This is a genomic window from Acetobacter lovaniensis, assembly GCF_014207635.1.
Classification (GTDB): domain Bacteria; phylum Pseudomonadota; class Alphaproteobacteria; order Acetobacterales; family Acetobacteraceae; genus Acetobacter; species Acetobacter lovaniensis.
On the sequence record NZ_JACHIE010000005.1, the window covers coordinates 23,249 to 39,818 of the forward strand.

Sequence of the window (16,570 nt, forward strand, 5' to 3'; positions counted from 1 at the left end):
CGGTTTAAAATCGCGGTAAAATAATGCCTGATGGTGTAGGGTGTCAGCGCCATGCTGGCAAATCCTGCACAGTCGTGGCCCAGTGCTGGAAAGGTTGGTCGGTTGAAGCTGCTTTGCTGTGCGTCTGCGCTGCCCGGTGTTGTGCGCAAGGGCGTGCTGCCCGATGGGGCTGAACGGGTTGCGCATGGTTATACCCCTCAAACCGCCGCAGCTTATTTGCCGTCCATGAACCAGTTAACGGTATTCTGCGCCCCCGATGTGGCCGTGCCGGATGGGCAAGGACATATCCTGCGGCCACAGGATGCCCTGCGGGACAGGGATTACGGTACGTGGGCGGGCACAGCCCTGCAAGCTCTGGACCTCGTGCAGCAACACGCCTTTTTAACCGATGATATTTTTGCCCCACCGGAGGGCGAGAGCTTTGTCGCAGCTTACCACAGAACGGCCCTTTGGCTGGACGGTATAAGCCGGACCCTGCCCGCAGCCGTGGTGCTGGCGCGGCCCGCCGTGGTGCGCAACCTGTTGCTGAAGGTCCTGTACCAAGGGGAGGGTGCAGTGGGCCTGTCCCATGCAGTCCGGGTGGATGTGCCGCCTCTGAGCTACAGCCTGATAAGCTGCCATGCGGGCCAGTGGCGCTTGGGTATGCTGGGGGTTCCGGCATAGAGGGGGCCTGTTTTTTTGCTCGCGGTGGAGGACGCATGCCGCTATAGCCTGCCCCTGTTGGTCGAAGGTTCCGCGCGAGCGGATGAAAAGGGAACACCGTACGCTTCATCAGAAGTCAGTCGGAGACTGTACCCGCAACTGTAGGCAGTAGCTTCCATCCGTTGCCCCGGCAGGGGTGGCCACTGGTGCATAACCGGGAAGGTAGGGTGTGTGGCGTATCTGCAAGTCAGGAGACCTGCCTTCGTCTTGCAAACCATGCCACCGGGCGGGACTGACCGGGGGCTGAGAAGTCTTATGTCACGCTATTTACCGCCGGGTTCTTATCCGCATGTTCCCTCGTGCTCCGCCTCTATTGCGAGTGGGGGGGAAAGTCTGCACCCTTTGCTGCGGCATCTGCTGCGTGTCGCCCCGGACCGGACCGAGGTTCTGGCTCTGTTCGGAGAGGCCCCGCAACTGGCTGAAGAAGCCGCCTTGCAGCAGGCCGGAGGGCAGATGCTTGAGATGTTTATGCCTGACGAGCCCTTATCTTACCGCGCGAGAGGCCAGCGGCTTGAGGTCCTCTTTCGCAGGATGCTGGAGCATGCGTTAAGTCTGGCCATAAACGCCCGTTGCGCACTGGGGCAGGCAGAAGAAGCCGAAAGACCCGCAACCCATGCCATGCTCATAGCCTATGTTGCCGCCCAACAGGTTGTTGGTGCGCGCCGCATGGCCATGGATTTGTATAACGGCAGATAGCGTTAGAGTGATCGCAGGCATTTTTTTGCCTATTGGCTTGGACTTTTTCTGGCTTTTGTTCTTTTTTAGCGCCCGGCACGCGTCACCCTACGGCGGATATGGCCCCTATGGTGGTGTGTGTTGTCCGATATACGATACAGGAACTGGTCATGCCCCATGTTTTTTTGCCTTTACTGAGCTTTGCTGCCGCATGGGGTGTTCTGGTGCTGACACCAGGGACAGAAACCGCTCTTGTCATTCGTCTGGGCATGAACGTGAGCTGCAAGGCAGCTCTGGGGGCTGCGTTGGGTACCGGTACGGGGCTAGCCATATGGGGGATGGGTACGGCGTTTGGTGTGAGCGCGCTGGTTGCGGCCTCTCCTACAGTATATTTAATGCTTGAATGGGCCGGGGCATTTTATCTGGCTTATCTGGGTATGCGTCTGCTGATGCCATCCGCTGGAAAGCACGATCAGGCGGTGGCGGAAGTTCAGGCGCGTTCTGTTGGCGGCATGGGGACTGGTTACCAGCGTGGACTGTTGACTACATGCCTTAACCCACTGGTTGGTGTGTTTGATCTGACGGCCTTTTCACAGTTTATTCCCGCAGGTGTGCATCGGGTCAGCTATTCTCTTCTGTTGGCAGGGGTGCAGGTGGTTATGGCTGTTGCCTGGTATGCGCTTCTGGCCTGTCTGGCGTTTTCGCTCGGTCGTGTCCTGTCCACCCCCAGAGTGGTGCGCGCACTGGACATGCTTACAGCGGGAGTATTCTTCTTTTTTGCGTTCAGGCTTGTCATGAGTGGTATACCGTCCTGAGTAAGGGGGGGGTGATACTGGCGGGAGTGCGGGTTTCAGCTACAGCAGGACGACAGAATATTGTCGCAGTCTTCTCGAATCCGAACAGGCTTAGACAAGACATAAATTACATTTATTTCCGTGTATGTTGGTGTTATTCATCATTTAATAAATAATATGATAAATACAGAGTTTATATTGAATTATTATATTGCACTATTTAATGAACAGTGAAAATCTTTATGGTATCGTATATTAAAATATTGTTCTTTAACGGCATCATGCACAAGATTTCCCAAGAATAAGAAACTTTGGTGAAAATAGCTCTGGCAGTTTTAGGCCCCGCCACGTGCATAACGCAGAACGGGTGGAGTGGACGTGATGGTAGTGTGACAGGCGTATTTGGGCACTTACCCATCGGCTCCCTGTTGATTGACACCCCGGAGGGGGGCGTCTACATACGGGCGGCGGAGAAATGCGAGGTGCGTTTCTGCAGGAGCATTCCGAAACAGGGTCATCCTGCATGACGGGTGTGTCGTAACAGACTCTCTGCTGGAGTTGTTTGCAGGTAGTCTGGGTATGGAAATGTATCATAATATGTGATGGATTTATAGAAAATCTGTTAAAAGACGTAATGTCTGCGGCTGGTGGGGAATAAAACTCAGAGCCATGGTGAAGAGAGTTTTATATTTGGTCAGGCATGAGCAGATGTTTTACAAAAATAGTATCAAGGTAATTTTTGGGATTATTGCATCAGTATTTTTTGTTTACATGGTATTGCGTTCCGTTTCTTTTGAGAGCCTGATTCAGGCGCTCCGTAATACACAGATTTCATGGTTATTTGTTGGTCTATTGTGTCTGTTGGGCGCTTATTTGCTTCGTATAAAACGCTCACAAACCATGCTGGCGTCGGTCAACCCGACCATGACCTTTGCAAGAAGCGCCATTCCATACATGATTTCCATCGCAGCCAATAACGTCCTGCCTTTGCGAGCGGGGGACGCCCTGAGAGCCATTAACTTCTCATCATGGCTGCGTGTGCCAACCGCCAGTATTCTTGCTGTTATGCTGGTGGAACGGCTTATGGATTTTCTGGTGATCATATCGTCTTTCGGGGTGGCGCTGTTTCTCTTTCATCCCCGTAGCGACACGGGTGATATCGTGCTGCATTTCAGTTCTACCATGCTTTTGCTGGGGGCTGTCGGCGTTGTGGTTCTTCTGGTGTTTCCTGCTGTTCTCCGACTTCCCGTAATGTGGCTGCTCAGTTTTCTGTCACGATTTGTGCCGTCGTTCGTAAAGAAGATACGGCCACATGTTGATAAGATGTTTCATACCCTGACAGTTATGGCGCATCGTCCGCGTATGGCTCTGTTGTTCGGTTATACGGGGCTTTCCTGGCTGCTGGAGGCATGTACATTCTATGCCGTGGCGCGTTCCATTCCAGCTGTCACCAATCCTGCTGCGGCGTGGCTGGCCATGCCGGTTGGAACGCTGGCGACCATATTGCCTTCAAGCCCGGGTTACGTGGGTACATTTCATTATTTTGTGATTGTCGCAACCCGTGCTTTGGGAAATTCGGCTGCATCTTCAACTGCCTTTGCGGTTCTCATACATCTTGTCCTGTGGCTGCCTATCACAGTCTGTGGTATGGCGTGTTTTTTCTACTGGATATTTGAACGACACAAGACCGCATCCATTGTTTCTGAAAATTCCATAGATCGAGTATCCTGAAATGTCCCAGCGTCTTTCTTCCTTTACTGTTGTCGGTGGTGGTTTTGCCGGACTGAGTGCTGCCTATGATCTTGTACGGGCCGGTCATCAGGTCACTGTTCTGGAAGCCGAAGAAACGGTAGGGGGACTTGCCGGTTCCTTTCAGACCGATGGAGAAAGACTGGATCGCTTCTACCATCACTGGTTTACAAATGATCTGGACGTCATGGGGCTGATTCAGGACACGTGATTGACCAATGATGTTGTGGTACAGCCTACAAATACTGGCGTTTATTATTCTGGTCATTTTTTCAGACTGTCCACGCCATTTGACCTTCTCAGATTTACGGCGTTACCGTTTATTGATCGCATCCGTCTTGGATTGCTGACATTGCGCGCACGGCATGTGAAGGACTGGAAAAGTCTGGAGCATGAGACGGCGGCAGACTGGCTGCGCAGGCTTGGTGGAGACACAGTTTTCCGTGTCGTATGGGAGCCGCTTCTGATCGGTAAGTTTGGCCCCTATGCGGAAAAGGTTTCTGCTGTCTGGTTCTGGAACAAGCTGAAACTGCGTGGCGGTAGCCGTGGCAAGGGTGGGGAAGAGCGTCTGGCCTACATGAAGGGCAGTTTTGCGCGACTGGCCGAAGCGACAGCGGCGGGTATTGAGAGTGCAGGTGGCAAGGTTGTCTGTCGCGCTCCTGTGACCCGGATATCTCCGCTGGAAAATGGTCGGTGGCAGGTTTGTGGGCCGTGGGGTGAGGTTGAGAGTGACAAGGTCATTGTTACAACGGCGCTTCCTCTTGTGGCGGATATGGTCGAAAGCTGGGCCACGCCAGAATATCTTTCCGGTTTGCGGCGGATCAACTATCTGGCCAATGTCTGTCTTGTACTGCAACTGGACAGGTCACTTTCCTCAACTTACTGGCTCAACGTCAATGACCCCAGCTTTCCGTTTGTGGGGGTTATCGAACATACCAATTTTGAATCTGCTTCCAGTTATGGTGGCAATCATATTGTCTATCTGTCAAAATATCTGCCGCATACGGATGCGCTGTACAAGATGAGTGCTAAGGAAATACTTGATTTTTCCATGCCGTATCTTCAGAAAATGTTTCCGGCTTTCAGTTCGTCGTGGATACGTCATTATGATGTCTGGAAAGCACGCTGGTCACAGCCTGTGGTGGAAAAGGAGTATTCAGCGCTCATACCACCTCAGGATGGCCCGCGTCCGGGTTTTTACCTGTGTTCCATGGCGCAGATTTACCCAGAAGACAGAGGAACAAATTATGCTATTCGCGAGGGACGCAGGCTTGCTGCCCGTCTGATCAATACCTGACCTTGTAATGGTGCGCTATGTTAACTGTTTTTTTGAGGGAAGGGCGTGTTTTTTATCAAAAAATGACAGAGCCTTCCGTGCTATATGGTCTTGCGGTTGTTTTGATCACCATAAGCGCCTTTATGGCACGGACCCATAACTGGGATCTGGAGCATGAAATATATTTTGGCTCACGTCTGCTGCATGGCGAACTGATCTGGACGAGCGAGTTTCACGACAAGCTTCCTTTTGTACCATTTCTGTTTGCTCTGCCTGCCTATTTCAAAAGTATTAATGTCTTCCTTGTCTTTTCAATTTTTTGCGTTGTCGTATCGTCTTTTTTTATAAAATCGGTTCTGTCGGGAGTGTTCTCGAATTCTTTTCCATCTGGTGTGTTTTATTTTTGTTCTGCGATTTATATTTTCCTGATTTATTGGTCGTACGATTCATTCCTGACCATAAACTGCATAGCAGTGAGTTTTTATACCATATCATTTCTTATGATGGTCAAAGATAACGTTCTTGATCATCAGGCCAGAACGGTACATCCGGTTCCTCTTTTCTGGGGGAGCATGCTGGGTGCGATGGCCATATCCATCCGCCCGTATTATCTGCCAGTTCTTGCGGTGTCTCTTGTTCTGTTGGTCGTTACCGGCATTGGTATTAAAAATGAAAAGTTATCTGAGCATTCTATCAGGGCGGTCAAAAAAATAGGCCTTTGGGGTGTGGCAATCGCTGCATGGGGTTTTGTTGTCAATTTTTTACCATATGTTGTTACGGGTCAGATTTCAGCCTTTACTGATGGTCTTGCCATGTTAGCTTCGCCTATTAATCCGATGTCTGGGCCAAAATCATTTTTTAAGGCCATGAAAAAAATACCAGACATTTTTTTCTGGATTTCCTGGCTTTTAATGGCTGCCTTTATGGTTTTCGATATCATCAAAAACAAAGAAAACCGTGGAAAGATAGAAGTAAAAATATTTTTCATATCATTTTTATCTGGTATGGCCTGTGTCGCCATAATCATGACCCAGCATTACTGGGAGCATTATATACAGCTTTTTATAGGAAATTTCTGTATCTGTCTTCTTGCATTCCTGGGGCATGCTCAGGTTTGCAAAGGATTCAGTAAGCTGCCTTCTCAGGATCGCGGCTCTTTTGATGGGAGATTTTTTTCATATGCGTTTATAATATTTGTAGTGTTCCTTTTTATAAATACTACAAGCAAGATCATAATTGATAACAGCGCGGCATATGTTGAGTCCCATAAATCTGAAAACATAACAGACAACTGGATTGCTTCCAGAGATGACTGGCGGGAGGAAGTGTTTCTGGCCTATCTGGAAAAGAACTATCCTACAAAAAGGCCAGATTTTCTGTTTCCTGATGATATGAAGGCACATTGGATGCTGGATGAACCACGGCATCATTTTCTACACGCGGCCAATACCAAGCATGTTTTTCTGGGGTGGTGGGAGAAGGTGCGCTTCCGGAGCGCCCATTTCTATGTTGTCAGTGACAGTGCTCAGTATTGCACGCTGTTAAAGGAGCATGGTCCGGAACTCGTGGCTATGGAGCCTGACGACTACCCTGCGGACTGCCTGATGAAAGATACTTCTTTCTACAGGGAAGACGCGGTTCTGAAACGGGGGAACAGGGAACTTCTGGTCTTCAGGCGCATTGCCCAGCCATGATCATCTTCAGTCAGGATGGCTGAAGATGAGAGCTTACTGTGTTTCTGGAAAGCCCAATGACAGGCCAGCATGTGTCGCCATGCCAATTTGCTCGACATGTCTGCGCCGTGCATTGAAAAACATGACCCAGCCTGTTTCTGTCATGACCGCAGCAGGTTTGTAGATGGCATCCCGGTCCCATTGGAAAAAATTCAGTCGACCGGGAGGGGAAAGTATTGGATTGTCAGGATGACGTTCCCAGTTGTCAATGCCGTTGCGTGATCGTGCAAGGCAGACTGATGCATGATGGATATCGGCAAACCCTATATAAAACATATAGTACCAATCATGAACATGATGAACGTTACAGGCCGTCACCTTGGCCCGTTCCCATGCGTGGGACGGTACGGATGTAAAAATCGGGTTGGGGAGCTTTGTCCAGTTCCTGCCATCAATGCTGGTTGCGAGACCTATACCATCAGGTTCGTACTGTTCTCCCGCTGAATAATAGAGGCGAAAGGTGCCGGTCTGTTCATCCAGAATGATATCCGGACACATGACGGCATTTTTTTCCCAGGAAAACTCTGGCCACAGAACGGGATCAGACTGGGTTCGTGACCATGTTATGCCATCGGAACTGGTTGCATGGTAAATACTGGACCCGGAGACAGACTGCCCTGTGAAATACATGACGTACTGTCCGTTATGGCGGAGTACGGAACAGCGATTGACTTCAATCTGACCTTTCTGGGACGGATCGGTTGTCAGAACGACCCTTGGCGTGGACCAGACCATGCCATCACGACTTTCGCAATATGCGATGGCCTGCTTGGGTCGCCAGGAAAACCACATGCGGAATAGACCATCATCCAGAATGACATACGGGTCGAAACAGCTACCATAAGCGTTGCCGATTACAGGGTTGCCGGAAAAGAATTTCCACTGTGACTGTGCCTGCCCTTGAGAACACCCTCCTAGCGGAATGATGGGGGCTCCAGCCAGTATTCCAAGAAGTTTTCTTTTTGTAATCACGCTCGTCTGCCAGATCAGCCATTCTGTGAATGTATTGTTTTCCTGTGTGTAAACAGTGTTGGAAAACGGCAGAACCATATGATGTCATGGCATGAGATACAACAGGAATATGACGGGGGATTTTCCTGTCGCTTGATGGCGTGACAGGCGTGATGATCTTGTCTGTCTGCATCATCTCCTGCACCTGCGGTATGCTCCGACTGTACCGGCGAAGGATCGAAGAGCCGCTTGCCGGGGCAACTGGTGCCAGTATGTCGGTTTCCATCCAGTCCATGAAGTCTGGGAGTCCGGGGGCGATATCATGCATCGTCGGTCTTCAGGTTCACTGTCGTATCCGAACCTGATCAAAAAAACCGGCGATCGCTATCTCTGTAGCCCATCCTCTGCATCTGTTGAGCAAACAACCATAATCACTTACGTACCAGTTTCTGCATCATTGGTTAAGTGCGTGAGTTGCAGTGCTTTATTCAGTTTAATGTAATAAAAACTCTGATCTTGGTCCGGATGGGGCGCACAATTTCACAATAAAACTGTCACACACGTGTTCAGAAAATTCTCTTAAGAACACCGTCCAAGAAGCAACTGAGTTCAGGATGGTTTTATTTCCATGCGTCTTTTACCTGTGTCGCGTCGGGCTGCTCTGTGGCTCTTCTGCTCCCCTCTGGCATTCTCCACTGGCTATGCGGCAACGGTTTCCAAGAACCAGAGCACGTCAAAAGCTGCTCAAACTGGCGCAACGGCACACGCACAGGCTGCTGATGCGCCTGTAGTAATGCACCCGCGGCACTCCAAGGGCGCGGGCGTCGCTCATGCGACGGAAGCCGAGCAGATTATCGCTACTGGTCGCCACAGCCGGTCTGAGCAGACGGTTGGGCATGCCCAGATGCAGCGCACTTTGCCGGGGATCAACCCCATCAAGTCCCTGCAAATTCTGCCGGGTGTTGTGTTCAATGACGCAGACCCATGGGGGAATAACGAACAGAATTCGTCACTCTTCATTCATGGCTTTGCAAAAAACCAGCTTGGTTACACGCTGGATGGTGTTCCGTTGGGGGATCAGGATTACGGCAATTATAATGGCCTTTCCCCCCAGCGCGCTGCAATCAGTGAGAATATCGCTTCCGCCTCCGTTGCCACCGGGGCAGGGGCTCTGGGCACGGCTTCGACCAGTAATCTTGGCGGAACCTTGCAGTTTACCACACAGGACCCGCTGCACCATGCAGGCGGCCAGTTGGATCAGACCTTTGGGAGCTGGTCTACCTTCCGCACCTTTGCCCGTATCGACACAGGAGATTTCGGTAACGGAAACTCGGCTTATGTCTCATGGGGGCGTCAGGATGCACGGGCATGGGATTTCGCCGGACATCAGGGGGGTAATCAGGTAAACGCAAAATTTGTGCATGAAGACGAAAAGAACAAAATCAGCGTGTTCTTCGACTGGTCTCAGAAAGTAGAGCCGAACGAAGATGGTATCGTGATGCCCAATGGCGGTTCCCTGTACGTTCGTCCTTTCATGTATCCCAACTTTTCTGAAGCCGTAAATTACTATAAAAATTCTGCAGATTATACTAACGCAGGTCTGAATTACCGGAATTATTATTCCGCCGCCCAGCGTGAAGATTATCTGATGTATACAAAATGGTCCCATGATTTCAGCAAAGATCTGAAATGGGATACACAGATCTACTATCATCATGATCTGGGTGAAGGGGTTGTGGCTGGTCCCATTACGGCGGCGGGTCTGCCAACCCTGTTCTCAGCCTACTTCCCCAATCAGAGTTCCTCTGAGCTTTCCAGCGTATTTGGTGGTTCAGGCATGGCCACCCGTACTACGGAATACTGGGATAACCGCGGCGGGATCACGACTGGCCTGCACTATCATGTCGGCCATCATAATATTGAACTGGGTGGCTGGTACGAGCGCAACAACAATACTCAGGCTCGCCGGTGGTATGCGCTTGACGTTAACAACCCTACCACCCCGTATGAACGGCAGCAGAATGCGCTCATTAACCAGTATACCAACAATTTCTATACCAACACCTGGACCACGCACCTGCAGGATACCTGGCAGGTAAGCAAGAATTTCGCGCTGAATGCCGGGTTCAAGTCCGAACTGGTCTATACCAACGGTACGCTGCCGGTGGCGGCTCTGCCGGGATCCCTTTCTCCCAAGACAGCGATTACCGTCCCGGGGGGTACCATTGCTTCTGTAAAGCCGTTCCTGCCAGCTTTTGGTGCGTTGTGGAACATTACAAGTCATGAGCAGTGGTTTGCCAACATTCAGGAAAACATGCGCTCATTTGAAGCCGCAGGCTATGGCAACGCTACTCCGTGGGGTGTGACCAGCCAGCAGGCATTTGATGACTTCCGTAAGCATGGCAAGCCGGAAACCTCATGGACGTACGAAACAGGCTTCCGCACAAACCGGCATCTGGATGCCGGACCGTTGACCAACATCAGCGGTCAGCTTGAATACTATCACGTGCATTTTTCAAACCGCCTGCTGGCCGTTGCAACAACGCAGACACTCTCTTCCATTATCGGGAGTGCAACAACGTTGACCAACGTGGGGTCTGTCTCCACCGACGGGATGGACTTCTCCTTCACTGCGCAGTTTGGCCCGCATTTTTCTTTTTATAATGCGTTATCGTACAATAAATCAGTTTATAACGATAATTATATGAATGGTGCCACGGCTGTGTATACCGCCGGTAAAAACGTGGCTGGTGTTCCGGACTGGACGGAAAAGTTTGTGGCGTCCACCCGTTGGGGTAATTTTGACGCGCAGTTTATTGGTGATGTGGTGGGCAAGCGTTATACAACTTTCACCAATGATCTGCATGCCAGCGCTTATGCGCTGTTCAGTCTGAATGCCGGTTATGACATTACGGGTATTCCGCGCATCCGGTCCCTGCGTGTTCAGGGAAATATTACCAACCTGACAAATGAAAAAGGCTGGTCTACGCTCAACACCAATAACGCTTCTGGCCAGTACACGGCGTTTCCTATTGCGCCACGGATGTACTTCCTGACGTTAAGCGCAACATTCTAAGGTAGTTCTGATGCAGCGTTATTCCCGGCGTTCTGTTTTGATCGGTTCCTGCGCCGCAGCGGTGTGCATGGGGAGGCGGCAGGTTAAGGCTGCTCCGTCCCTTGCGCCGCGCCCACTGGTGTTTGCTCACCGTGGAGCATCGGCCCTTCGGCCAGAACATACCTTGGCGTCATACGCCAAGGCCATTGCCGATGGTGCTGACTATATTGAGCCTGATCTGGTGATGACCAAGGATGGTGTGATGGTCTGCCGCCATGAAAGCAACATCGCCGAGACGACGGACGTGGCCCTGAGGCCAGAATTTGCCGACCGCAGACGTACGACCATCATTGACGGGAAGACGACGACAGGCTGGTTTACCACTGACTTCACTCTGGCGGAACTCAAAACCCTGCGGGCGAAGGAACGTCTTGGCAGGCTGCGTGTGCATAACACGCGCTATGATGGGCATTTTGCCATTCCTACCTTTGAGGAAATGATTGATTTTGTGGCCGCTGAATCCGCAGCATGCGGACGGGTTCTGGGACTGATTCCAGAAATCAAGCATTCCACCTATTTTCATACGTTGGGGTTTGATCCCGAAGCGCTCTTCCTGCGCATTCTTGTCGCCAATGAGTATACGCGCACGGCCCCGCTGGAAATACAGTCCTTCGAAACCGGTAATCTCCAACGCATAGGTGCGGATATACGTGCCATTAACCCGCAGGCCCGGCTGATGCTCCTGATGGGGGAGCGCACGGACGTACCACCTGATCTTGCGGCAAAAGGACAGAAAACCACCTTTGGTGATCTGATGACGCCAACTGGCCTGAAGGCTGTGCGGCGTTATGCGGATGTGATTGGTCCGTCCTTGACGGATCTTATTCCGCGTGATGCGCAAGGTGCGTGGCTTGAGCCTTCTACGTTAGTGGATGATGCCCATTCGGCAGGTCTGCTGGTCCATGCTTATACCTGCCGTCCGGAAAACTACTTCCTGCCTCGCCAGTTACGCAATGCGGATGGAGATGGTGCACGCAATGTGGCTGGGTCCGTTGCGGAAATTCGTCGTTATCTGGATATGGGACTGGATGGTTTCTTTACCGATGACCCGGCAATTGGCCAGATGGCCGTGAAACAGCTTTGAGAATACGAACCACCATCTCATGATGCAGTTTCAGAAACTGTGCGGCCTCAAAGGCATCGACTGCCAGATCGGCTGGAACTGCTTCCTCATCCTGATCGTCCGGTTCGAGAGTGCACCCAGAACCACTTTTTCAATTTTACCTTGCCAATCGCCCATGGTGTCGATCTTGGTCAGTGTAAGAGATTGTAGCAGCATCAGTTCAAAAAAGGATGAGGAAGTCTCAAGAGGTTTGGCTTTTTGAAGACCAATTCCTGCGCCTTGTCCACAACGGCAGTGGAGACTGTCGTAAGCGGGACTGAGGATGTTATCATAACCAGTTGGAAATAGGCTTGAGCGTTTCAGGCGCTCTCTTTGTCTGAGTTCAATCCAGATACTCTTGAACGCTGAAGCGGGCCTGAGAGGCTTTGCTCATGCGACGATTCTGTCACTGGTTTTGAGGGGGCAAAGACGCAGATTAGCGAAGGCTGTCAGATTCAGCAGGAACACGTATTCTGAGATACCAGATATGGCATCATGGAATCTTGTAGGATGTAAGGAAAATTTACGCCCTTTATGTAACACAGACCTGTTACATACTAGGGAAAGGCATGTTTGATTTCCATAGGAAAATCAATGCCTTACAAAGCTATGGTATCCCGTACGGGATTCGAACCCGTGTTGCCGCCGTGAAAGGGCAGTGTCCTAGGCCTCTAGACGAACGGGACAGAGGCGTTGTTGAGCCGCTGTTTAGAGTGGAATGTACGGAGCGTCAAGCAACGAAATGACATTTGTGCATTTTTTTTTGAACGAGGGGCCAATACTCTGGCATCTCTCCATATGGGGTACTCTTCCATGCCGGGTCGGGACTGTTTTACAACCCAAGCAGGGCCAGTTCCTTTTGCAGGGCGGGGGGAAGATCGTCGTGCCGCGCGTTGCTGCTCAGGTCGGGTGGTGCGTCAGCCGGGTTCAGATACCGCCAGCCCTGAAAAGGGCGCAGGGCGCGGGCTTCCACCCGGATGATGGTGGGGTCGATAAAAAGCAATGTGCCATTTGTACCATCGGCCCGTGTTTCGGGCTGAATGTCCACAAGGCGCTGGCGGCACAGGATAAGCCCCGCAATAACCCGGTAAAGTGAGCCACCCTGAAGCAGTGCAGCCGCCTGTCTGGGAAAAGTCCGTGTATGCACAACAGGCAGCATCGTGCCGCTGCCGGGGTGGCGGCGCTGGTTGGCGGGCAAACGCTGGCGCTCCGCCAGTTCATCCAGCGAGGCAACACCAACAACAAGTTTGATCAGGTTTATCATGTCCCTCACATGGTGGTGGTCAGGTATGGAACACCCTTGCCGGAGTTAGAGCACAAGAGCTGCCAGAAGGGCCTCAAGCCGCAGCCTGCCTTCTGCTGTGGCGCGGAGTGTCTGGTCGTCGCGTATCAGGTAGCCTTCGTGCAGCGCCTGCGCCAGAATGGTCTGATCCACGGCGTTGTCCAGCGTCATGCCGGTGCGGGCTGCAAAACGGGCCAGATGAATACCCTCATGCACACGCAGGCCCATCAGCAGCATTTCCTGCGCACGGTCATGGGGCGTGAGGTCTTCTTCCGATGTCTGGCCGGTGCCTGTGTGTTCCACCCGTTCGGCCCAGGGTTCGGGCGCGCGGTGGCGGCGTGTGGCCTTGAGCGCACTGCCAAAGCTCAGGCGGCCATGTGCTCCCGGCCCAATGCCCAGATAATCCCCATACCGCCAGTAGGTCAGGTTGTGCTGGCTCTCGCTGCCGGGGCGCGCGTAGTTGGAAACTTCATACGCCGCCATGCCGTGGGCCTGTGTGAGTTCGGCCGTGGTTTCGTACAGGGCGGCGGCTGTATCACTGTCGGGCAGGGTGAACGCGCCTTGGCGGTAGAGGGCTTCAAACCGCGTGCCGGGCTCGATTGTGAGCTGGTAGAGGGAGAGGTGGTCATCCGCCAGTTGCAGGGCCGTGGCCAGTTCCTGCCGCCATGCGGCAATGCTCTGCTCTGGCCGGGCGTAGATCAGGTCAAATGTCAGGCGGGGGAACAGGCTGCGTGCTGTCTCCAGCGCCGCGCGGGCCTGTGCCGCGGAATGTTCCCGGCCCAGAAAGGCAAGAGCCCGGTCCTCCAGCGCCTGAATGCCAAGGGAGACACGGTTGACACCTGCCTGACGGAACTGGTGTAGCCGCCCGGCTTCCACGCTGGTCGGGTTGGCTTCCAGCGTGATCTCCATGTCCGGAGCCGCGTCAAACAGGGTGCGGGCATCTTCTATCAGGGCTGCCACGGTTTCTGGCGCCATGAGCGAGGGTGTGCCGCCGCCAAAGAAGATGGATGTCAGCTTCCGGCGGCCCAGCCGTGCGGCGTCGTGTGCCAGTTCGGCCCGGAGTGCCTTGGCAAACCGGGCCTGCGGAATATGCTCGCGTACATGGGAGTTGAAGTCACAGTACGGGCATTTGGCCAGACAGAACGGCCAGTGGATGTAAAGGGCGAGTGGTTCGTGCTGCACGCGCTCAGATGGCTACCTTTACGCCCAGTTCCACCACGCGGTCGGGCGGAATACGGAAGAACTCCATGCTCGAAGTCGAGTTACGCAGCATGAACAGGAAGATGGACATCCGCCACCGCGACATGCGTGGCACCGAGGAGCGTGTGACCAGTTCGCGCGATGTGAAGTACGAGGCCTGAAGGGCGTCAAAGTCCACACCATTGGCTTTGAGCTCTTCCAGCGCGCGGGGGATGTTGGGCATTTCCATAAAGCCGTAGCGCAGGATGACCCGGTACACATCCGGTGCCAGTTCTTCCACCGTGACGCGGTGGCCGCGCTCGGCTTCCGGCTGGTCAAGGTTCTGCACGGTTACAAACAGCACGTGGTCATGCAGGATCTTGTTGTGGCGCATGTTATGCAGCAGGCAGGGCGGCACAAAGTCGGGCGTGCTGGTCATGAACACGGCCATGCCCGGTACGCGGATAATGGTGCGTGACTGGGGCAGGCGGGCAATAAAGGAGCCCATGGGCAGGCTGTCCTGCCGCTGGCGGGCAATAATAAGACCGCGGCCCTTTTTCCATGTCGTCATCATCAGTGTCAGCACGCAGCCGAGCATTACGGGCACCCACCCGCCATCGGGGATTTTGAGCGCATTGGCGGTAAAGAACGTGCCATCAAGCAGCAAAAAGCCGCCAAACACCATGCCAACCTGCCATGCAGGCCAGTTGAAGTGCTTGCGAAAGACCGCAATGGCCAGAATGGAGGTGCAGATAAACGTGCCCGTAACCGCAATGCCGTAGGCCGAGGCCAGAGCATCGGAACTGCGGAAGGCCAGCACCAGCAGCACGGCACCCACAGCAAGGAAGCGGTTGAAGTCGGGCAGGTAGATCTGGCCTTCCTCTTCCGCATTGGTGTGGGTAATGCGCAGGCGCGGCATGTAACCGAGCTGAATAAGCTGGCGGCAGAGCGAGAACCCGCCCGAAATCCCGGCCTGACTGGCAATAACCGTTGCCAGTGTGGACAGCACCACCATTGGTCCCTGCATCCAGTGCGGGCATAGCAGGAAGAACGGGTTAGCCAGTGCCTTGGGGTCTGCAATAACCAGTGCGGCCTGCCCAAAATAGTTCAGCACCAGCATGGGCAGCACAAAAAACAGCCATGCGTAGCGGATGGGAGCGCGGCCAAAATGCCCCATATCCGCATACAGCGCCTCTGCCCCGGTTACGCACAGCACGACCGCGCCAAGGGCCAGAAAGGAGAGTTTGCCGTGGTAAAACACGAACTCCAGCGCATAGGTGGGGGAGAGGGAGAGCAGAATATGCGGGTGGTGCATGATCTCGATCACACCGAGCGTACCCAGTGTGCCAAACCAGAGCAGCATCACCGGGCCGAATATGGTGCCTACCCGGCCCGTACCTACCCATTGCACGCTAAACAGGCTGATAATGACCAGTATGGCAACCGGGATAACCACCTCGTGCGCTGCGGGAATACTGACTTCCACCCCTTCGATGGCTGAAAGCACGGAAATGGCGGGGGTAATAATGCCATCCCCAAAAAACAGGCAGGTGCCAATAATCCCGACCATGCCAAGCACCAGCCGCGTTCGCGCACTGGTGGTCACGCGCTGGGCCAGGGACATGATCGCCAGAATACCGCCCTCGCCATTATGGTCTGCCCGCATGATGAGCAGCACATATTTAACGGTCACGATCAGGATCAGGGTCCAGAAGATAAGGCTGGCAACCCCCATGATTTCCCACGGTTCCACCTTGTGGTGGTCAGAAATGACCTCCACCGTGGACCGAAAGGCGTAAAGCGGGCTTGTGCCAATATCACCATAAACAACACCCAGCACGCTCAGCAGGGCAGCAAAGCCTACGGGAGCCATGGCATGTTGCGGTTGATCCGCGTCGAACTCGGCAATCCGCCGTGGTTCTGGTGCTCCGGTAGTCTGGTGCGTCTCGCCCGGAGCTGGGGCGGAACCTGTGGGCGTTGTACTGTCGGCGTCGGTCATGGCATTTCTGGCT

The 16,570-nt window shown here is 53.2% G+C and carries 11 protein-coding genes, 1 tRNA gene, 1 pseudogene and 1 riboswitch; of the genes and pseudogenes, 8 read left to right on the forward strand and 5 right to left on the reverse strand.

What is annotated here, in order from left to right; translation table 11 throughout:
• Positions 1-51: 51 nt before the first annotated feature.
• The 6 genes and pseudogenes from HNR55_RS06935 to HNR55_RS06960 all read left to right on the forward strand — a co-directional run bounded on the left by HNR55_RS06935 (position 52) and on the right by HNR55_RS06960 (position 6,890).
• A complete protein-coding gene (locus HNR55_RS06935) occupies positions 52-663 on the forward strand; it encodes a histidine phosphatase family protein (RefSeq protein WP_166113204.1) in 612 nt (203 codons plus the stop codon).
• Positions 664-711: 48 nt separating this feature from the next.
• Positions 712-920, forward strand: a riboswitch (cobalamin riboswitch).
• Between the two features lie 37 nt (positions 921-957).
• A complete protein-coding gene (locus tag HNR55_RS06940; RefSeq protein ID WP_166113201.1) occupies positions 958-1,398 on the forward strand; it encodes a hypothetical protein in 441 nt (146 codons plus the stop codon).
• Between the two features lie 149 nt (positions 1,399-1,547).
• Entirely contained in the window at positions 1,548-2,192 is a 645-nt protein-coding gene (locus tag HNR55_RS06945; RefSeq protein WP_166113198.1) for a LysE family translocator, read from the forward strand.
• Positions 2,193-2,879: 687 nt separating this feature from the next.
• A complete protein-coding gene (locus HNR55_RS06950) occupies positions 2,880-3,902 on the forward strand; it encodes a lysylphosphatidylglycerol synthase transmembrane domain-containing protein (protein ID WP_166113194.1) in 1,023 nt (340 codons plus the stop codon).
• Position 3,903: 1 nt separating this feature from the next.
• Positions 3,904-5,217, forward strand: a pseudogene (locus HNR55_RS06955) (NAD(P)/FAD-dependent oxidoreductase).
• Positions 5,218-5,234: 17 nt separating this feature from the next.
• Positions 5,235-6,890, forward strand: coding sequence for a hypothetical protein (locus HNR55_RS06960; RefSeq protein WP_166113192.1), 1,656 nt, complete (start codon positions 5,235-5,237; stop codon positions 6,888-6,890).
• A 33-nt stretch (positions 6,891-6,923) separates the two neighbouring features.
• On the opposite strand, the gene HNR55_RS06965 is transcribed toward HNR55_RS06960, so the two are convergent.
• A complete protein-coding gene (locus HNR55_RS06965; protein WP_166113189.1) occupies positions 6,924-7,979 on the reverse strand; it encodes a family 43 glycosylhydrolase in 1,056 nt (351 codons plus the stop codon).
• A 529-nt stretch (positions 7,980-8,508) separates the two neighbouring features.
• Here HNR55_RS06965 and HNR55_RS06970 point away from each other — a divergent pair.
• Together HNR55_RS06970 and HNR55_RS06975 are read left to right on the forward strand one after the other, a co-directional pair.
• Positions 8,509-10,956, forward strand: a complete 2,448-nt coding sequence (locus tag HNR55_RS06970) for a TonB-dependent receptor (RefSeq protein ID WP_166113186.1) — start codon at positions 8,509-8,511, stop codon at positions 10,954-10,956.
• A 10-nt stretch (positions 10,957-10,966) separates the two neighbouring features.
• A complete protein-coding gene (locus HNR55_RS06975) occupies positions 10,967-12,079 on the forward strand; it encodes a glycerophosphodiester phosphodiesterase (RefSeq protein ID WP_166113184.1) in 1,113 nt (370 codons plus the stop codon).
• A 628-nt stretch (positions 12,080-12,707) separates the two neighbouring features.
• Here HNR55_RS06975 and HNR55_RS06980 read toward each other — a convergent pair.
• The 4 genes from HNR55_RS06980 to HNR55_RS06995 form a co-directional block, all read right to left on the reverse strand.
• Positions 12,708-12,783, reverse strand: a tRNA-Glu gene (locus HNR55_RS06980).
• 146 nt (positions 12,784-12,929) lie between these two features.
• The gene (locus tag HNR55_RS06985; RefSeq protein WP_166113181.1) at positions 12,930-13,361 is read right to left on the reverse strand and encodes a DUF1489 family protein; all 432 of its coding nucleotides are present in this window, start codon (positions 13,359-13,361) and stop codon (positions 12,930-12,932) included.
• Positions 13,362-13,406: 45 nt separating this feature from the next.
• Positions 13,407-14,561 carry a radical SAM family heme chaperone HemW gene (hemW, locus tag HNR55_RS06990; RefSeq protein ID WP_166113178.1) on the reverse strand — a complete coding sequence of 385 codons (1,155 nt, stop codon included), beginning with the start codon at positions 14,559-14,561 and terminating at the stop codon, positions 13,407-13,409.
• 4 nt (positions 14,562-14,565) lie between these two features.
• A complete protein-coding gene (locus tag HNR55_RS06995; protein WP_184382625.1) occupies positions 14,566-16,557 on the reverse strand; it encodes a potassium transporter Kup in 1,992 nt (663 codons plus the stop codon).
• Positions 16,558-16,570: the final 13 nt, after the last annotated feature.